At 50.2% G+C, this 19,963-nt stretch carries 16 protein-coding genes; 11 read left to right on the forward strand and 5 right to left on the reverse strand.

Annotation, left to right across the window (positions count from 1 at the left end; all coding sequences use genetic code 11):
- Positions 1 to 135 precede the first annotated feature (135 nt).
- Positions 136 to 720, reverse strand: coding sequence for a cell wall hydrolase (locus tag GHH_RS04565; protein ID WP_013145941.1), 585 nt, complete (start codon positions 718 to 720; stop codon positions 136 to 138).
- Between the two features lie 200 nt (positions 721 to 920).
- A complete protein-coding gene (locus GHH_RS04570; protein WP_015374277.1) occupies positions 921 to 1,115 on the reverse strand; it encodes a hypothetical protein in 195 nt (64 codons plus the stop codon).
- 171 nt (positions 1,116 to 1,286) lie between these two features.
- Here GHH_RS04570 and GHH_RS04575 point away from each other — a divergent pair, with 171 nt between their 5' ends.
- The 5 genes from GHH_RS04575 (at position 1,287) to GHH_RS04595 (ending at position 6,113) form a co-directional block, all read left to right on the forward strand.
- Positions 1,287 to 1,961 (forward strand): hypothetical protein, encoded by a 675-nt coding sequence (locus GHH_RS04575; RefSeq protein WP_015374278.1) that lies wholly within the window; start codon positions 1,287 to 1,289, stop codon positions 1,959 to 1,961.
- Positions 1,962 to 2,228: 267 nt separating this feature from the next.
- Positions 2,229 to 2,978, forward strand: a complete 750-nt coding sequence (locus tag GHH_RS04580; RefSeq protein ID WP_015374279.1) for an SDR family NAD(P)-dependent oxidoreductase — start codon at positions 2,229 to 2,231, stop codon at positions 2,976 to 2,978.
- 65 nt (positions 2,979 to 3,043) lie between these two features.
- Positions 3,044 to 3,289 (forward strand): YueH family protein, encoded by a 246-nt coding sequence (locus tag GHH_RS04585; protein ID WP_011230486.1) that lies wholly within the window; start codon positions 3,044 to 3,046, stop codon positions 3,287 to 3,289.
- A gap of 56 nt (positions 3,290 to 3,345) precedes the next feature.
- On the forward strand, positions 3,346 to 4,638 hold the full coding sequence (locus tag GHH_RS04590; RefSeq protein WP_015374280.1) for an ATP-binding protein: 1,293 nt from the start codon (positions 3,346 to 3,348) through the stop codon (positions 4,636 to 4,638).
- Positions 4,639 to 4,943: 305 nt separating this feature from the next.
- On the forward strand, positions 4,944 to 6,113 hold the full coding sequence (locus tag GHH_RS04595; protein WP_015374281.1) for a cation:proton antiporter: 1,170 nt from the start codon (positions 4,944 to 4,946) through the stop codon (positions 6,111 to 6,113).
- Between the two features lie 90 nt (positions 6,114 to 6,203).
- Here the strand turns inward: GHH_RS04595 and GHH_RS19620 are convergent, their stop codons facing one another.
- Positions 6,204 to 6,332 carry a hypothetical protein gene (locus tag GHH_RS19620; protein WP_015374282.1) on the reverse strand — a complete coding sequence of 43 codons (129 nt, stop codon included), beginning with the start codon at positions 6,330 to 6,332 and terminating at the stop codon, positions 6,204 to 6,206.
- A gap of 201 nt (positions 6,333 to 6,533) precedes the next feature.
- Here GHH_RS19620 and glcT point away from each other — a divergent pair, with 201 nt between their 5' ends.
- The 4 genes from glcT (at position 6,534) to ptsP (ending at position 11,756) form a co-directional block, all read left to right on the forward strand.
- A complete protein-coding gene (glcT, locus tag GHH_RS04600; RefSeq protein ID WP_015374283.1) occupies positions 6,534 to 7,391 on the forward strand; it encodes a glucose PTS transporter transcription antiterminator GlcT in 858 nt (285 codons plus the stop codon).
- Positions 7,392 to 7,622: 231 nt separating this feature from the next.
- Complete coding sequence (ptsG, locus tag GHH_RS04605; protein ID WP_015374284.1) at positions 7,623 to 9,647, forward strand: glucose-specific PTS transporter subunit IIBC; 2,025 nt, start codon at positions 7,623 to 7,625, stop codon at positions 9,645 to 9,647.
- Between the two features lie 106 nt (positions 9,648 to 9,753).
- The gene (locus GHH_RS04610) at positions 9,754 to 10,020 is read left to right on the forward strand and encodes a phosphocarrier protein HPr (RefSeq protein ID WP_011230496.1); all 267 of its coding nucleotides are present in this window, start codon (positions 9,754 to 9,756) and stop codon (positions 10,018 to 10,020) included.
- On the forward strand, positions 10,020 to 11,756 hold the full coding sequence (gene ptsP, locus GHH_RS04615; protein WP_015374285.1) for a phosphoenolpyruvate--protein phosphotransferase: 1,737 nt from the start codon (positions 10,020 to 10,022) through the stop codon (positions 11,754 to 11,756). The genes GHH_RS04610 and ptsP overlap by 1 nt, the downstream gene beginning before the upstream one ends.
- A 48-nt stretch (positions 11,757 to 11,804) precedes the next feature.
- Here ptsP and yyaC read toward each other — a convergent pair whose 3' ends face one another.
- Both yyaC and GHH_RS04625 read right to left on the reverse strand, forming a co-directional pair.
- Entirely contained in the window at positions 11,805 to 12,356 is a 552-nt protein-coding gene (gene yyaC, locus GHH_RS04620) for a spore protease YyaC (RefSeq protein ID WP_015374286.1), read from the reverse strand.
- 90 nt (positions 12,357 to 12,446) lie between these two features.
- On the reverse strand, positions 12,447 to 12,626 hold the full coding sequence (locus GHH_RS04625) for a hypothetical protein (RefSeq protein WP_015374287.1): 180 nt from the start codon (positions 12,624 to 12,626) through the stop codon (positions 12,447 to 12,449).
- A 391-nt stretch (positions 12,627 to 13,017) separates the two neighbouring features.
- Here GHH_RS04625 and GHH_RS04630 point away from each other — a divergent pair, with 391 nt between their 5' ends.
- Together GHH_RS04630 and GHH_RS04635 are read left to right on the forward strand one after the other, a co-directional pair.
- The gene (locus GHH_RS04630) at positions 13,018 to 13,326 is read left to right on the forward strand and encodes a hypothetical protein (protein ID WP_015374288.1); all 309 of its coding nucleotides are present in this window, start codon (positions 13,018 to 13,020) and stop codon (positions 13,324 to 13,326) included.
- Between the two features lie 47 nt (positions 13,327 to 13,373).
- Entirely contained in the window at positions 13,374 to 19,937 is a 6,564-nt protein-coding gene (locus GHH_RS04635) for a DNRLRE domain-containing protein (protein ID WP_015374289.1), read from the forward strand.
- Positions 19,938 to 19,963 lie beyond the last annotated feature (26 nt).

The following is a 19,963-nucleotide window of genomic DNA, read 5'->3' on the forward strand; positions in this document are numbered from 1 at the left end:
CTAAAATAAAGGTGCCCTGAAAAAGAGTTTGGGCACCTTCCTTATGGATGCATATATGCATCCAATATGCTCAAAAGACCATATATGGCGCCTCGCTTAGGAGAAAACGGTCTTTTGAGGCAGCCTATCCTTCTTTTACTTGGCGAAGACGTGGTTGCCGATGACGACGGTCACTGGGCGCGAGCGCAGCCATTTGCTTTTCGCCGTTTTCGGATTATAGAAATAGAGCGAGCCGTTTCCTAAACCGCGAAAAGCAAGTGCTTCTTCAACGGCGCGGTATGATTCACGGTCGGCCGGTTCGTTGATCGATCCGTTTGCGACCGGCGTGAATGCATAATGGCCGCCAGAGCGCTCATAAATGACGGCGCGGATCGTATCCGGAAAATCCGGATGGTCGACGCGGTTGAGCACGACCGTTGCCACGGCCACTTTCCCGGCGTACGGTTCCCCTTTCGCCTCGGCATGGACGAGGCGAGCGAGCAAATCTTTCTCTGCCGCCGTGATGCCGGCATCAGGGATGACGAGTTTTTCACCAGGATATAGCCAATCGCCTTTGCGATTTGTCTGCTGCAGTTGTTTCAGCGGCACACCGTATTGTTTCGCGATTTTCCAAAGCGTGTCGCCGCGCTTGACGGTGTGGATTGTCGCCGCATCGGCATGGCCGGCAAAGAAAAATATGCCGCACAACATAGCCGTCACCCATGCTTTTGCTTGTTTCATCCACATCCCTCCTTTTGTCTTGCAAACTCGCTACTAGAGTAACAAGGATCACGCGATGAGTCATTATCGAAATGATGGAAAAAACGCGCGAGGCATTGAAATGACTAGTTTCATAGAGAGGGATGGAAAATTCTCCGTGAGCAAAAACACCCGGCTTCCAGGACGGAAAGCCGGGTGTGAAGCCATGGGAAGAGGGGCTTTTAGTTGCGCGGAGCATCCATATAGTGGTAAATAACATGACCGCCGCGCTGGGCGATGCCGCGAAATCGTTTGAAGTCGGGCTGTTTGACAAGCACGGCACGAAAAACAGGGAAGTCCTCTTTTTTCACCAACAGTTCGGAGATGATTCCGTTGCGCAATTCATCGATTTGCTTGGCCGCCAGTGCTTCATCCATCGCATGTCCCCCCAAGCGTTGATTCGGCATCGTCACCGTTATTTATCGTATCACAGACGCCTGTTGGGTTAAATACCTATATTTTGGCCGGGCAAACACCCTTTGCTTGTTCCGACATACAATATGGGTGGGTACGCGCCCCAAGAATATAAGCAAGAAAGGGAGAGAACAATGAATCATTGGGAACCGTATATGAATGGTCCGTTTTCAACCTCTTCCGGCCATGACAATGAAGCCGGGTGGATGGAGAATAATGTGCCGCCGATGGCTCCGCTATCGGCAACGACGCCAAACGAAGCGATGCCGACTCAAGTGATGCCGATGGCGTATTATCCGCCGGCCGCGCCTTATGGCTATTGGTGTCCACCGGTTGCGCCGCCAGCGCCGCTTGTCAGTCCGGTCCATCTTGACAGTCCAGACAGTCCGGACAGCTCCGATATGATGCTGCCGGCGCCGCCGCTCGGTTTAGGAGCCATGCCGAATATGGCCCATGCTTCCGTTTGGTCGATGGGTGGGAAAGAAAACACGCCGCCGATGACGCCTCATGACGCCGCTATTCCATATGGCATGACAGCTCCGTATGCAGAAAACGTTCCCCCGGCTGGCAGCGCGGCTCCCGTGGCCGTTCCTGGCACGCTGTCTGGAATGGCTGCTGGTGCAACACCAAGTTTCGTTCCTGGCGCACATCCATATGCGCCGCTGTACTATCCACCGATGGCGCCGCAGCCGTATGCCCCGGTGATGCCGTATGGCTATGGCTATCCTGCCGCGCCGCTGCCTCCATATTATGGCGGAGGAACCCCGTATGCGCCTGGCTTTCCAATCTCGTATGGCCCCTATCGGTAAGATGCCAAAAAAGACCGCCGAATGGCGGTCTTTTTCACATCTCGGGCCGAGAAAATCCTTACTTCCATGCATGAGCGCAAGTGGGGATGAATCGGTATCTTTCCTCATCCACCTTCCTCTTGCACCAAAAGAACGAAAGGTATAAAATGGTCATGAATAGAACAAATGTTCCTTATCGTGGGAGACAGGTCATGCATAAAGCCTACCGTTTTCAGTTGGATCCCACCCGAAAGCAAACGGAGCAAAGGAAGGGAGAAGAGATTGCACATGAGCATGGAACAGAAAACAGCCATTGTCACCGGTGGAGCGAATGGGATCGGCAAGGCGATCGCTAGAGCATTCGCAAAACAGGGAGCGAACGTCGTGATCATCGACCGCGATATTCAAAACGGTGAAGCGTTCGCCGCGCAATTGCAGTCGGACGGGTTCCAGGCGATCTTTGTGGCAGCGGATGTGCGGAAGGTGGACGATATTGAACGGTTTGTACAAGAAGCTGCCGGCCGCTTCGGCCGCATTGACTATTTGATCAACAATGCTGGCGTCTCACGCTGGAAGTCGCCGTATGAGCTGACGGTTGAGGAGTGGGATGACGTGCTGTCAACGAATTTGCGCAGCGCTTTTTTTGCTTCTCGAGAAGCAGCGAAATATATGCGCCGCAATGCAAAAGGCGGAGCCATCGTCAACATTGCCTCGACAAGGGCGCTCATGTCCGAGCCGAATTCCGAGGCGTACGCTGCATCGAAAGGCGGCCTTGTCGCTTTGACCCATGCGCTGGCGGTGTCGTTTGCGGATGATCGCATTCGCGTCAATTGCATCAGCCCCGGTTGGATTGAAACGGGCGATTATGGGCAACTGCGAGACATTGACCACCGGCAGCACCCGGCCGGCCGCGTCGGCAAACCGGACGATATCGCCCGCGCTTGTCTGTATTTATGCGATGAGGAAAACGATTTTATCACCGGGGTCAATTTGGTCATCGACGGGGGAATGACAAGGAAAATGATTTATATTGAGTAGGGAGCGGGCGTTTGTTAAAATAAACAAAATGGGGACGGCTTGAAAGGAAAAGGTGGGACGGAAAAATGAAAATCCGCAAAACGCCGGTGATGGACGGACAAGCTCCGGCTAATGTCTACATTTACGAAAATCGAAAAGAAGAATATATCGTGATTGCCATTCCGGCGCTTGAGTGGTCATTTTCGTTCGCCTATGAGGAAGAGGCGGAGGCGGTGGCCGAGCGGCTTGAGGCATCGCTAAAAAAGCGGCTTGACCATGAGCGCGCCGCCCTCTTGGCCGTGCGGTTGCTCGGCTGGGCGCGGGAAATGTAGCCTAGAGGGCGACCGTGGCCGCCAGCGACTTTGCATGTTAGGGGTTCGATGACAACGTGGTCAACAAAACAAAGGTAATCGCAGTATATATCATAGGCAGCATTTTATGGATTGCCGCCACCGACACCCTGCTCAATATGCTGTCGATCAGCCGCGCTGTATATATGGCGCTTGGCGCCGCCAAAGGGGCCGTGTTTATTTTGCTCTCGGCTATTTTTTTGTACCAGCTGTTAAAAAAACGCGAGCAGCTGGAAAAGATCGAAGAAAATGAACAACAGTTGCTTACGCTCATCAATTCGATGCCCGATTTCGTTTGCTTTAAAGACAGCGAGGGTCGATGGCTGCGCGTCAACGATTTCGGACAGCGGCTTTATCATCTCGAGCGTATCGACTATGTCGGGAAAACCGATCGTGAACTTGGCGAGCTGGTGCCGTTTTTTAAGGACGCTTTCGAGCAGTGCATCGAATCGGACCGCGAAGCATGGAAAAGCGGAACGGTCACCCGCCGCGAGGAGTCGTTTGCGACGCCGGATGGGGAAGTGAAGACGTTTGACGTCATTAAAGTGCCGCTCTTTGACGAAAACGGAGCGCGCAAAGGGCTGCTGACGATCGGCCGCGACATTACCCAGCAAAAGCTTGCCGAGGAGCTGCTCTTGAAAAAAGAAAAGCTGTCCGTCCTTGGCGAGCTGGCCGCCGGCATTGCCCATGAAATCCGCAATCCGCTCACCTCCATGAAAGGATTTATTCAGATGATGCAAGAAACGCGCGAAGTGAATGATCATTATATGCGCATTATGTTAAGTGAACTCGGCCGCATCAACCAAATTGTGAGCGAGCTGCTGGTGCTCGCCAAGCCGCAAAGCCACGATTATCGGCCGTTTTTGCTAGACGAGGCCATTTCGTATGTCATCAGCTTGATTGGCCATGAGGCGACGTTGAACAACGTTTCCATTTCCGTCCATAACACCGCTCCGAAAGCTTGTGTGTACGGCGATCAAAACCAAATTGTTCAAGTGTTGTTGAACGTTATGAAAAATGCCATCGAAGCGATGCCTGATGGCGGAATTTTATACGTCCACGTTGCGGAAGCGGACGGGAAGATCTATGTCGATGTTGCCGACACCGGCGTCGGCATTTCGAAAGAGCGGCTGCAGAAAATCGGTGAACCGTTTTTCACTTTGAAAGAAAAAGGAATGGGGCTCGGGCTGACGACAAGCATGAAAATCGTTCAAGAACATAAAGGAACGATGCGGATCGAAAGCGAGGTTGGGAAGGGAACGACTGTTCATTTGACGTTTCCGTCCGGCGGCGTCAAAGCCGCAAACGGCCGGCAAAATGCGCTGTCATAACAACAGGCGTCCACGCAGAGCGAGGATGTCTGTTTTTTTTTTTGGGCTAACGGCTCAATCGATGGCTGATAGGCAGCCGAGTTGCATGGCAGGCAGAGGCCGATGCTTTGCGGATCATCATAGGCCCTGTCGGTGCACAGCGCGTTTTGGTTCGTAAAATTTCTCTTTCAGTTGTTTAGGGTCGAAACTGCCGATCGTGCAGGGAACGATTCCGACTTAGCTTTGCTTGAAGTGGGAGACTTCTTTCGGAAATCCGTTAAAAATGAAACCTATTGCACATGATAAACGTAGTTTGGGGAGGGATAATGGGAAAAGGATGTGATGGTGTGTTCATCGCCCAACTGGCAGTCATTTTGTTCGCCGCCAAACTTGCCGGCGATCTTGCCGTGCGCCTTGGCCAGCCCGCCGTGCTCGGCAAGCTGCTCATCGGCATTGTGCTTGGTCCGAGCGTGCTCGGTGTGATCGAGGATACCGACCTTTTGCAGGAGTTAAGCCAAATCGGCGTCATTTTGCTTATGTTTATCGCCGGCCTTGAGACGGATATGGACCAGTTTCGGCGCACTGGAAAAGCTGCTGTGGCGGTCGGAGTGCTCGGCATTCTCGTTCCGCTGCTCGCCGGGTATGCGGCTAGCGCAGCGTTCGGCATGGAAACCGGCACAGCTCTTTTCCTCGGACTTTTGCTGTCCGCAACGAGCGTCAGCATTTCCGTGCAGGCGCTCAAAGAGATGGGACAGCTGCAATCGAAGGAAGGATCTGCGATTCTCGGCGCAGCGGTGATCGACGATGTGTTGGTTGTCATCGCGCTGGCGTTTTTATTGAGCTTGACGGGCGGTGACGTTGACCTCGGAGCGGTTGTGCTGAAAAAAGTCATCTTTTTTGCCGTTGCCATTTTGCTCGCTTGGAAAGCCATCCCGCTCGTGCTAAAGTGGTTTGCCCCGCTGCGTGTGACGGAAACGGTTGTGTCAGCTGGTTTGATCATTTGCTTTGCGTTTGCTTACTTCGCTGAAGCGACGGGAGTGGCGGCGATCATCGGCGCCTATATGGCCGGGCTTGGCGCGAGTTTTACGGACTATCGGGAAGAAGTATTTGAGAAAATGGAAACGATCGCCTATTCTTTGTTTGTCCCTGTCTTTTTTACCTCCATCGGGGTTGCGGCCGACTTTTCCGGCATCGTCGAGCATTGGCCGCTGATTGTCGGTTGGAGTGCGCTCGCGATTTTGACAAAGCTTGTCGGCGCCGCGCTGGGGGCAAAATGGGCCGGATTTTCGTGGGGAAGCTCGCTGGCGGTCGGCGCTGGCATGGTGTCGCGCGGTGAGGTGGCGCTCATCATCGCCGGCATCGGCTTGGAAGCCGGCCTGCTTGATGGAGACATGTTTGCGGTCATGATCATCGTCGTATTGGTAACGACTGTTGTGACGCCGCCGTTATTGAAGATGATTTTCAGCCGTCTTCATCCGGTGCGCCGGACGGCCTAGTCGCCGTCGAAGTGGGCGGCCGGGCCGATGGCCGGCGCTATAGCGGCAAAACAGCGGGGCTGTCCCCAAGAAAGGGCAGCCTCGCTGTCGCTACGAGCGGTTCTTTTTCGCTTGTTTGGCCGTATCCACGCTGTCTTTGGCCATTTCTGCCTCCGCCTTGGAGACGGTCGGGTTGGCTGTTTCTTGGCTCACCTTGTTTTGTCTCCCTTTGTTCGACATGCGATCCCCTCCTTTCGGCCCGTTTCGCTCCGCTTGCCGTATGCCCGCAAAACCTTTCCTCCCTCCCAGCCCTCTTATTAGTATGTCGAGAAGAGCATCTCCCCATCCAAAAAACGTCATTGAGAGCGATGGCCCGTCCGGTTTATAATGTAGTCTGCATAGACTAGCGGCAGACGATGGGTGCGGAAAGGAGGGAGCCTGATGGAACAGCCGTTTCGCGTCGAAAAAACGCTCAACAATAACGTGTTAATCGCTTCCCATCCGGCGTATGGCGAAGTCGTCCTGCTCGGCAAGGGGATCGGCTTCGGCAAAAAAAAGGGGGATGAAATTGCGGAAAGTGCCGTGGAAAAATGTTTCGTCCTCAAAAACGAACGCGAACAAGAGCAATACAAAAAGCTGCTTCCGGAATTGAGCGAAGAATTCATCGCCCTCATGAGCGAGGTGGTTCAACATATTCAGCAACGCGTGGGCGCACCGCTCGACGAGCACATCCATGTGGCGCTGACGGACCATATCGCCTTTACATTAAAGCGGCTTGAACAAGGATTGGACGTCAAAAACCCGTTTTTGGCTGAGACGAAAAGCTTGTATCCGTTGGAATATGAAATTGCCCATGAAGTGGCCCGCACGATTGAACAAAAGCTCGGAGTCTCCCTGCCTGAAGGGGAGACAGGCTTTATTGCTCTTCATATTCATAGCGCGATTTCGAAACGAAGCGTGTCGGAAGCGAATCGATATTCCCAGCTCATTGCTGACCTTGTCAAGATCGTCGAGCAACAGCTTGGCGTTGACATCGACCGCGAGAGCGTTCATTATTTGCGTTTCGTCCGCCATTTGCGCTATGCGATTGAGCGGATGAAAAAAGGTGAAAAAGTCGAAGAACCAAAAAATTTGTCGAAAATCTTGAAGGAAGCGTATCCATTGTGCTATAATCTAGCATGGAAGTTGGTTAAGGTCATGCAGCAAACGCTTCATCTGCCGGCGGACGATGCCGAGGCGGTCTATTTGACGTTGCATTTGCAACGGCTGGCGGAGAAAAAGAACAATACAACTGCATAGGTTGTCTCGCTTTACGTGTTACTGACTCGATCAGGCATGAGTAAAGAGGGCAAATAAGGCGGCAACAGTTGCGAATGTATGCGCGCTGTTGTAAGCGTTCTTTTTGCCTCTCTTTAGTCATGCCTTTTTTATTGCGCCGATGCCCCTCGGAAGCGTCCGCTCCATTTTCGATACATGAATCGGCTGTTTGCTGCAAAACTTAAGAAAAGGAACCTAAAGGAGGTTATGAAGATGAAGCGAGCGTTTGGCACGCTGCAAAAAGTCGGGAAAGCGCTCATGTTGCCGGTGGCGATTTTGCCGGCGGCCGGGATTTTGCTGGCGTTTGGCAATGCGTTGAAAAACCCGGCGCTCACGGATAAAATTCCCGCATTAAAAGCCGATTGGGTCGTGCTCGTCTCCAACGTGATGGAGCAAGCGGGCGGCATCGTCTTCTCCAACTTGTCGCTCTTGTTTGCGGTCGGCGTAGCGATCGGCCTTGCCGGCGGGGACGGAGTCGCAGGCTTGGCGGCGATCATCGGCTACTTGATTATGAACGTGACGATGAGCGTCATCTTAGGTGTAACGGCCGATATGGTCGGCGCTGACCCGTCGTATGCCAACATTCTCGGCATCCCGACGCTGCAAACCGGCGTCTTTGGGGGGATTATCGTCGGGATTTTGGCCGCCTACATGTACAACAAATACTTCAATATTGAACTGCCTCAATATCTCGGCTTTTTTGCCGGCAAGCGGTTCGTGCCGATCGTGACGGCGGCGTCTGCGGTCGTGCTTGGCATTATCATGACATTCATCTGGCCGCCGATTCAGCACGGGCTCAATGCGTTTTCGCACAATATGATCGATGCGAACAAACCGTTGGCCGCCTTTATTTTCGGCGTCATCGAACGGGCGTTGATTCCGTTTGGCTTGCATCATATTTTCTATGCACCGTTTTGGTTTGAATTTGGCGAATACGTCAATAAAGCCGGGCAAGTGGTCCATGGCGACCAAAAAATCTTTTTCGAGCAGCTGAAAGACGGCGTGGAACTGACGGCCGGCACGTTCATGACCGGGAAGTTTCCGTTTATGATGTTCGGCCTTCCGGCAGCGGCGCTTGCCATCTACCATGAAGCGCGGCCAGAAAACAAAAAAGTTGTGGCCGGCATTATGGGATCGGCTGCGTTGACATCGTTTTTGACTGGGATTACCGAACCGATCGAATTTTCGTTCTTGTTTGTCGCTCCGGTGCTGTTTGCCATTCACTGCGTTTTTGCCGGCTTGTCGTTTATGATCATGCACTTGTTGAACGTCAAAATCGGGATGACGTTCTCCGGCGGGGTCATTGACTTCTTGCTGTTTGGCGTTCTGCCAAACCGAACGGCATGGTGGCTCGTCATTCCGGTCGGCTTGGTGTTTGCCGTGATTTATTATTTCGGGTTCCGCTTTGCGATCCGCAAATGGGATTTGGCGACGCCGGGCCGGGAAAAAACGGTCGAGGAAGCACCGAAAGCCGAGGCGGCCGCTGCTGGCGACCTGCCGTATGAAGTGCTCGCTGCTCTTGGCGGAAAGGAAAACATCGAACATTTGGACGCCTGCATTACACGTTTGCGCGTGTCGGTCCATGACATTGGCCAAGTCGATAAAGACCGCCTGAAGGCGCTTGGCGCTGCCGGGGTGCTGGAAGTCGGCAACAACGTGCAAGCGATTTTCGGTCCGAAATCGGATATATTAAAAGGGCAAATTCAAGACATCATGCAAGGAAAAGCGCCGGCCCGTGCGGCGGAAGAAGAAATGCCGAAAACAGCGGCTTCGGAAGCCGCGGAGTCCGAAACGATCGCTTCGCCGATGTCCGGAGAAATCGTTCCGCTCGCTGAAGTGCCGGACCAAGTGTTTTCGCAAAAAATGATGGGCGATGGGTTCGCAGTCATGCCGACGGACGGCACGGTCGTCTCTCCGGTTGATGGGAAGATCATCAACGTCTTTCCGACGAAGCACGCCATTGGCATTCAGTCGGCCGGCGGGCATGAAATTTTGATCCACGTCGGCATCGATACGGTGAAGCTGAACGGCCAAGGGTTTGAAGCGCTTGTGAAGGAAGGCGACGAAGTGAAAAAAGGACAGCCGATTTTGCGCGTCGACCTTGATTATGTCAAACAGAACGCCCCATCGATCGTCACACCGGTGATTTTCACGAATCTCCAAGCCGGCGAAACGGTTCACGTCAACAAGCAAGGCTCAGTTGCTCGAGGAGAAGACGCTGTTGTGACGATCCGCTAAGCTGCTTATTCGCCGCGGGGCGGGGACAAGCATTTTCCGTTGCCTTCCCGCCCCTGCATTTGATATGATGGCAAAGAAAAAATTGAAGAAAAGGGGAATGATGAACATGGCAGAAAAAACGTTTAAAGTCGTTTCTGATTCCGGCATCCACGCTCGTCCGGCGACGATTTTGGTGCAAACGGCGAGCAAATTCAACAGCGAAATCCAGCTTGAGTACAACGGCAAAACGGTGAACTTGAAATCGATCATGGGCGTCATGTCGTTAGGCATTCCGAAAGGGGCAACGATCAAAATCACGGCAGAAGGGGCCGATGCGGCGGAAGCAATGGCGGCGTTAACGGATACGTTGGCGAAAGAAGGTCTTGCAGAATAATGGGAAACGCAATCCGTGAAAAAACGATCCATGGGATTGCTGCATCGAGCGGTATTGCCATCGCGAAGGCATACCGCTTAGAAACCCCTGATTTGGCAGCCGAAAAACGGGCTGTTGCCGATGTTGAAGCGGAAGTAGCGCGGCTTGAGGCGGCGGTGGCGAAAGCGAAAGAAGAGCTGGAAGCCATCAAGCAGCATGCCTTGGAAAAGCTTGGCGAAGATAAAGCGGCCATTTTTGCCGCCCACTTGCTTGTGCTTGACGACCCAGAATTGTTGAACCCGATTAAAGAAAAAATCCAAACGGAGCGCGTCAATGCCGAGTACGCTCTCGATGAAACCGCCTCGTTTTTCATCTCGATGTTCGAGGCGATGGACAATGAATATATGAAAGAACGGGCCGCTGACATCCGCGATGTGACAAAGCGCGTCCTCGCCCATCTGCTTGGCGTCACAATCTCGAACCCGAGCCTCATTTCTGAGGAAGTCGTGATCATCGCGGAAGACTTGACGCCATCCGATACGGCGCAGCTGAACCGCCAATATGTGAAAGGATTTGCCACCGACATCGGCGGGCGGACGTCGCATTCAGCAATTATGGCCCGTTCGCTCGAAATCCCTGCCGTCGTCGGCACGAAGACGGTGACGGCGGAAGTAAAAAACGGCGACATCGTCATTGTCGATGGGCTCGACGGCCAAGTAATCATCAATCCATCGCCGGAGTTGCTCGCCCAATATGAACAAAAACGGGCCCGCTATGAGGCGCAAAAGGCAGAATGGGCGAAACTCGTTCACGAGGCGACCGTGACGGCTGACGGCATTCATGTCGAGCTGGCTGCCAACATCGGCACGCCAGACGATGTGAAAGGAGCGTTGGCGAACGGAGCGGAAGGAATCGGATTGTATCGCACAGAATTTCTATACATGGGACGCTCGGAACTGCCGACGGAAGACGAACAGTTTGTGGCTTACAAAACGGTGCTGGAACAAATGAATGGCAAGCCGGTCGTTGTGCGGACGCTTGACATTGGCGGCGACAAAGAGCTGCCGTATTTGCAGCTGCCGAAAGAAATGAATCCGTTCTTAGGGTTCCGGGCGATCCGCCTTTGCCTTGAGATGCAAGACATGTTTCGGACGCAGCTGCGCGCCTTGTTGCGGGCGAGTGTGTACGGCAATTTGAAAATCATGTTCCCGATGATTGCGACGCTCGATGAATTCCGCCAAGCGAAAGCCATTTTGCTTGAAGAAAAAGAGGCGCTCCTCCGCCAAGGGGTTGCCGTTGCGGATGGAATTGAAGTCGGCATGATGGTGGAAATCCCGGCAGCTGCCGTCATGGCGGACCAGTTTGCGAAAGAAGTCGATTTCTTCAGCATTGGAACGAACGACCTGATCCAATATACGATGGCGGCCGATCGGATGAATGAGCGGGTTGCGTATTTGTACCAGCCGTACAACCCGGCGATTTTGCGGCTCATCAGCCACGTGATCGATGCCGCCCATCGCGAAGGAAAATGGGTCGGGATGTGCGGAGAAATGGCCGGCGACCCGATCGCGATTCCGATTTTGCTTGCCCTTGGCCTTGATGAGTTCAGCATGAGCGCCACCTCGATTTTGCCGGCGCGCGCTCAGTTGAAACAATTGTCGAAAGAAGAGGCGGCTCGCATCAAAGAGACGGTGTTGTCGCTCGGCACGGCTGAGGAAGTCGTGTCGTTTGTCAAACGAACATTTTCACTTGCCTGAATGAAAGCGCGGCGACGTTTACGTTCGCCGCGCTTTTTTCGTTTTGCGTTATGCCAACAGCGGCGTCGACGATTCATAGCCATACCGCTGCCGGACCGTAAGCGAAAGGCCGATAGCGATAACTTTCGCCATTTGGTAAACTATGTGCAAATTCGTATACGGAAGCGCGCTTACATCGGCCGTGTCCTCCATCATGACTCCCATGACGCTGATGTCTCCGACCGGTGGCAGCGATTTGCCGAGCGCCGTGCCAGGGGAAAGGGCGCCAGGGCGGATGGCGATCGTATGGACAAACGGCTGCGGCCCGACAATGCTGTCGATTGCCACCACATACGCTCCGCGCTCGTGTTGCAGCCGCTCGGAAACACGATGGATGTTCGTTGCATCGACAGGCTTCCTAAGTGTACCGATGACGGTCAAATGATCCGGATAAGCGTTTTCCAGCAGCGTGCCGACGAACGGCCCTAAGCTGTCGCCGTTGATGCGGTTGCTGCCGATGCAAACGACGGTCAAACGGGAAATGTGCGCTGGCAGCAAGGAAAACAGTTCGTTGCGAATGAGCAAAGGAGCGAGCGGATCGCTGTAGGAAATCGTCCTCATCGATCGCGATTCCTTTCTGTCGATAGTCTCCTTTTCTTATTCGCGGCCGCTGCCGGCGATTCCTTTCTTTTCAGGGTTGCAAATTTTTCCTTATGTTTGCTTAAACGGGTTGCGCCATTCCATTAACACGGCATGGTTGAGCGATTCTTCGTCTTCTAAACTTTCTTGCTGCACGCGGATGAGATCAGCAAAGTCGTCTGTCGTATAGTTGCGGATGACCGCTTCGCGCGGGGTGTTGCCGTCAAAGACGTATAAATGTTTATCGTACATGCTGATCCCCCTTTCGTTCGTTTTACCCTCATCATAACCGAAACCTAGAAAAAGCGCCAAGAAAGGTCCATGGACAAGTTTGCCCTCGACCCGGGGATGAAAATCACCGCTTGCCGACGGGATTTTCACGGAAAGCGGGTAGCTTGGTGTTCAAATAAAACGATCATTTACAGCCTTTCGCTAAGTGATCAAGATCACCATCGCAAGCAACCACTGGCAATCTTCGTTTAGGACTCTTTCTCCATTTCACATACAAATTGGTTTACTCGCAAAAGCTTCCGAAGAAAATGAAAAACCATGTCGAACTTTGTCTGTCGAAAATGATGGATGGCAGGGAGGAGGAAAGATACAATTTGATTGTAAAAGTAATGGAAATCGGGAAGGAGAGCATATGAGAAACATTCGTTTGCGACGATGGTTGGTTTGGATGATCGTATGGGCTTTAGTGATGTCAAGCGTCCCGACAAAGGGGCTTGCCGAAACGATCCGATCAGGGGTTGACCGTGTGGCGCCAAAAGAGGGGCCGCCAAAGGTGCCGGAAGCTCTGAAACGTGATCTCAAGCCAGGGGAAATCATAGAGGAAAGAACTGAGAATACAAAGGTTTACTACAACGGCGATGGCACGTTTACCAAGAAGATTTACTTTGAGCCTATTCAAAAAAGGGACAAAAACTATTTGAGGAAGTATCTTCTAGCCTAACGGATAGCACCAATAATACGAATTACGTTGAAACAGAGAATACCATTTTGGAGACAAACTTTTATAAAAAGATGGTCGATGGAGAATACGCCACGTTCCATTACAATGGATATTCGATTTCCTATTCTATTTTAGAGGCGGCAGGCAATAACGCACAACCGATAAAAGCGAAGGATGTTGCCGCCGTCTATAAGAAAAAAGACAACAAAATTGTTCACAAAAACATTTTTCCGAGCATAGACCTGCAAAATATTGCATTTAACGAGTCAACAAAAGAAGATTTGGTTCTTCATTCGTTTGCTGGCTATCATATTTTCAAATTCCGTCTGAAAACGAATTTACATGCAGACATTCAAGACGATGGCTCCATTTTATTTACAAATAAAGAAAATGAAAGGGTTTTTGAGCTGCCGAAGCCGTTTATGGTGGATTCGAATGTCGATGAACGCTCTGGCGAGGTGCAGCGCTCAGAGAATGTAACGTATGAATTACAACAGGATGATCAAGGATATATTTTAACGGTCAAAGCCGACCCGGAGTGGCTGAAGGATCCTAAACGTGTATACCCTGTTTATATTGATCCGAGTACTTCCATTAATGTGTCTACCGATGCATTTGTAATGAGTGCTTATCCGACAACCAACTATAGTTCCTCATCAAGTAAGTGGGATTCGGCGCAGGGACAATACGTTTTGAAAGTTGGTTATTATGATGGAACAACAGGTACTTGCTATGGCTTTTTGAATCAAGATCTATCGAGCATCAAAAATATGAATGTGACGAGTGCCACATTCCATGTCTATGTCACTCATTCGTATTATGCAACAACACCAACAGGTCTATGGCTAGATGTTGTCAACGGTCCATGGTCCGCGAGCACGTTAACGTGGAATCATCAACCTTCCTCCACCAACATTGGCAAGATGGATGTCGCAAGAGACCAATGGGCGCAATTTGATGTAACGAATACGGTAAAAGAATGGGCATCCGGGACAAAGCAAAATTACGGATTTAAACTTCATACGAATGGCAATGGACAAACGTATTGGAAAAAAGTTGTTTCCACCACGAATAGCAGTTATAAACCATATTTGTCTGTTACGTATACGATACCCGTTCCAAATACGCCGACAGGAACCGCCTTCAGCAATGGGGATGGCACAGGATATATCAATTTATCATGGGATCCGGTTCCTGGTGCTACGGGTTATAAAGTTTGGATTTATAACGGGAAATCATATGAAGCGTTTGATGTAGGCAATGTCACTTCCTGGAGTACAAAAGGGAAAAAAATCTGGCCGACCCCTTCTGAAATTAGCGCTGGAAGATACGACTTGCACCAAGATCAGTTAGGGACGGAGCTGGCTGTCGATCCTTCCCCGGTCTATCGAAATTCAGGCGGAAGCTATCCGAACAGCAAGAACTACTGGTTCCGAGTCAGCGCCATTTTCCCTCAAGGCGAAAGCGCCATGTCCGGTGCGGCTCCGACGGGGGTAAGTTATACAAACGGAAATGGAACAGGATATATCGATTTCAAATGGAATCCTGTGAGTGGAGCGACGGGATATAAAATTTGGATTTTTAATGGCTCCTACTATGAATCGCTAGATGTCGGGAACGTCACTTCTTGGACAACGAAAAACAAAAAGTATTGGCCAACATCCACGGAAATTCATGCAGGTAGATATAAGTTGCATGTAAACGATGGTCTTGGCGCAGAATTAGCTGTTGACCCGTCCCCGGTCTATGCCAATGCAGGAACAAAATACGCAACGGCTGCCAACTACTGGATTCGAGTAAGTGCCTATAACTCTCAAGGGGAAACCGTCTTTTCGGATGCGTATATGCCTCGTATTCCAGATTTGCCAGTGCCATCAGCGCCTTCCGGATTTGCTTACAGCAACCGATTAGGAAGCAACTCGGGTTATGTCATGTTAGACTGGGATAAGATTCCTGGAGCGACAGGGTATAAAGTGTGGATTTTCAATGGACTTTACTATGAAGCATTTGATGTAGGAGACGTGGACCATTGGACGACGCAAAACAAAGGAATTTGGCCAACGCCGGAGGAAATCCAACAAGGGGATTCCAGCACCTTAACGCTGCATCATGATGGACAAGGATTGGAACTTCCGAAAGATCCTTCCCCCATGTATGCGAAAATGGGGACAAAATACGCCACAAGCACCAGTTACTGGTTCCGACTCAGCGCATACAATGCGGATGGGGAAACGGTATTTTCCAGCAATGCATTGACGGTGAACATTCCGGAGGCGAATGAGTATTTAGGAAAGGAAGAGTACTGGTCCATCATTGATGTTCCGTATGGCAGCGTGAATGCCGCTACCGGCAATCTGATTATAGACGAAGACGATGTTTCGATTTCCGGAAGAGGCCCGGAGCTTGTAGTCACAAGAACCTACAATAGTTTATCCACATCGGTTGGATGGTTCGGAAAAGGATGGCATAGCGATGCGGAAATGAACATCGTTGCCCAAGGAAATGAAGCAAGATTTACGGATGAAGATGGCACACTCCATATATTCACGAAATTATCCGATGGAACTTATAAAGTCCCGACAGGTGTTTACCTGGAGTTAAGCGAAACAGCCGATGAATATATCTTGACGACAAAAGATCAAACGAAAATCCACTTTCACAAAAGTGATGGCAAGTTAACGAAAATCGTCGATGGACATGGGAATGCCACTACCTACGGTTATGCGAACGGAAAGCTGGTGTCGGTGACCGATGCATCGGGTAGAAAGCTGAGTATCGAGTATAATACAGACGGCAGAATCCAGAAAATTACCGACCCAATGAATCGGGTGATCCAGTATGAATATGACAATGATTTATTAACCAAAGTGACTCAGACGGGCGGGGAAGTAACGAGATACCAATATAATGAACTTGGTCGATTAGAGAAAGTATTGGAACCGACGCATACGGAAGCAAAACCGGTCGTTAATCAGTTCATTTATCATGGCGACAGGCTAAGCCAAGCGATTGATCCTGAAAACCGCATCTATACGATGAACGATGACCAAACAAAACGACAACTTGTCGTAACGCAACCGAATGGCCGTAAAATTCAGTATACCTTTAATGAAGCGGCGAATCCTATTCAAATCATTGAGGACGTAGATGGCTTAAACATTACAACAAGCTACGTTTATGAGGGAAATAATTTAGTAGAATCACGGGATCCGAATGATCAAAATGCAGCGAATCCTACTGAATCATATACGTATGACGCCAAGGGGAATGTGTTAACGGCGAAAGATCGTTATGGTACGGAAACATACGAGTATAACAAAAATAATGATGTCATCTCCATGACAGATACGGAAGGCGATACAACCACGATTGCCTATGATGGCTTAAATCCTGTATCCGAAACGGATCAATCGGGAAAAACGTCTTCTGTATCGAAGTACGATGCCTATGGGAATATCATTGAAGAAAGCGATACATTAGGCAGTGCCACGAATTTGCTCTCTAATAGCGGCTTTGAACAAGGAATCACCGCTTGGAATCTGCTCAGTCATGATGATTCTGGGCAATTACAGGAAGACACGAATGTCTATAATGGATTGACAGGGAGAAAAACGTTAAAAATCGTCGCTGACTCTACTTCGCCAGGCACAGAACTTGGCTATGTGGCAGCTACCCAAGAAATCGCGGTGAAACCGAATACCACGTACACGTTAAGCGGGAAGATCAAAACGAATTTAACGAAAGCCAATGCCTTTTTCAATGTTCAATTCATGAATAGTCAAAATCAAACGATTTCTTGGGCGGATCATCGTTATAGCCAACTTACAGGCACAAGACCTTGGACAGAGCGGCAAGTGACGTTTACGACTCCTTCGAATGCAGCCAAAATTCGCGTCTATTTAGAGGTCGATCATAAGTCTCCAGATGCTTCCGGAGAAGCCTGGTTTGATAATGTTCAATTGGAAGAAGCGCAGGTTTCTTCCAGCTACAACCCAGTTGTAAATAGTAGTTTTGAAGGAACCACCACGAATTGGAGTGGAACAGGAGGAAGCGTAGATTCTACACAATCATTTGATGGAGGGTACTCACTAAAAATATCTAGAACAAGCACCACGCAATCGGCAAGTGAGTATAAGCAGACCATCATCGTTGGCCAAACATCTGGTGATGCACCAATTAACCTTACGCTTACTGGGGTTTCGAAAGCTGAAAATGTAAAAGCCAATGGCACAGTGAGCGCAAGCGATTATTCCATTACGGCTAAAGTATACTTTGTGGATGGAACGACCCAAACGTATACCGCCGATTTCCCTACTGGCAATCAAGATTGGAACCGTGCCGCCGTTTCGATTCAACCTTCCAAGCCAATGGATAAAATCGACATATCCGCTGTCTTCCGTGGCAATTACACGGGAACGGTATGGTTTGACGCGATCCGTTTAATGGAAGGAAACGTGGTGACGAAAAACAAGTATGATGCAAGCGGAAATTATGTCACGGAAGAAGTGGATGAAGAAGGCTATGTGGCGAAAAAGAATTATGATGCCGTTGGGAATCTATTAAGCGAGTACGATAAGAAAGGAAACAAAAAAGAGTACACGTATGATTTATCGGATCGCTTAAAACAGCTGTTGTTAGCGAACGGTACTTCCGTCAACTACGATTATGACGTAAATGGCAATATGACTTCAAAAGTCATTCGAACCAGCGACGGCCAGTCTCAAACATTTGCCTATTCTTATGATGCGGCCGGCAAACTCGTGAAAACCGTTGGTCCGCTCCATGATGTGACAACGAATGAATATGATGCCAATGGAAATAAAATCAAAACGGTTTTGCCGAAAGGAAACACGATTCAATGGACGTATGACGGAACGGAACGGGTCAAAACGATTTCTTACAACAACGTTCCGTATTATGAATTTAGTTACGACAAAAACGGAAACGAACTTTCTGTACAATATGTAAAAGACGGTACGACCAAGACAAGAAAATTTGATTCCGCGAATCGTGTCATTGAACAATCCGACCGCGGAGGATTACAAAAGTGGACCTATCCGACGACATCGGATAAATTACAACAGTTTATGTTCTCCCATGGATCGTTTAGCCAAACAGTCACATACCAATACAATGCCTTGGATCAAAATACAGTCGTCCAAGACGGAACGTATACGTATCGCTTTGACTATGACGAGAGAGGAAACGTTCGTACCTTCACGACAGGAAACGGAGCCGGTTCGACCTTTACGTATGATGACCGCGGCCTCGTGGAAAGCGTTTCGGTCGGTACGGCGGATGGAACAGAAATTTTATCGGAAACGTACCGTTACGATGAAAACGGCAATCGGACAGAAATCGCCACCCCGACCGGCGCGAAGACGCTCTATCGTTATGACGCCTTAGATCAACTAGTCGAAGAGCAATGGCCGGATGGAACGACGATCGCGTATACGTACGATGGATTCGGCAATCGGAAGCAAATCGTGAAAACGAAAGACGGGCAGTCGACGACGACCACGGCTGATTATAATGCGGCGAATCAGTTGATCCGTTTCGGCGATGAAACGATCATGTACGATGCGAACGGCAATCGCTTGGAAGACGGCCAGTATCGATATGAATGGAACGAAGCCGACCAACTTGTCTCCATCACCCGAAAAGGCGAAAGCACGCCGTTTGCGACGTATCAATACGATGAAGACGGCCGGCGCATCCAGAAGACCGTGAATGGCGTGGTGACGAACTACCATTACCAAGGCGACAGCCTGAACGTCTTATATGAAACCGATGCAAGCGGCAGCGTTGTGCGGTCGTATGTGTACAGCGCCGATGGCCAACGCCTGGCGATGAAGCAAGGCGGCGTGACGTACTTCTACCACTACAACGCGCATGGCGACGTGATCGCCCTGACGGATGAACAAGGAAACATCGTTGCCCGTTACCAATACGATGCGTGGGGCAACCTTCTGTCAAAATCGGGCGCTGTGGCGGATGAAAATCCATACCGCTATGCGGGATATCAATATGACAACGAAACGGGGCTCTACTATCTGATCGCCCGGTACTATCATCCAACGCATGGCGTGTTCCTTTCTTTGGATCCAGACCCAGGGGATGCGGACGATATCCTCACGCAGAATGGGTATGCGTATGCGAACAACAATCCTGTCAAGATGGTAGATCCTGATGGAAAATTTGCATGGTGGGCTGCTGCTGCTCTTAGTGGTGCAGTTATTGATGCAGGCATATATGCATGGGAAAATAGAAAAAATTACCGATCCAAAAGATTTTGGAAAGGACTAGGGAAGAGTGCCATAAGAGGAGCAATAACCAGTGTCGCTATTGGTGGAGCTGGAAAAATAGCTTATTGGGCCGCAAGAGGTGGAAGAATTATTAAAGTTGGAAAAATAGGAGAGTATTATGGTGTTAAATGGAGAACTCGTAAGGGTATAGGATACACATATAAATCATTCGAATTTCATCCCCCTCATAACGGTCATGGTTATCATTGGCAGTTAAATAGGTGGAGCTATTATCAGGGGAAATTTAGAAGAAGTAGTAAAGGAACTAAACGTTGGACATGGTATGGTAAACGTATTAAGGGATAACTTATAAATAAAGGTGGAACTCTGTT

The organism is Geobacillus sp. GHH01 (assembly GCF_000336445.1).
In the GTDB taxonomy this organism is placed as follows: domain Bacteria; phylum Bacillota; class Bacilli; order Bacillales; family Anoxybacillaceae; genus Geobacillus; species Geobacillus zalihae.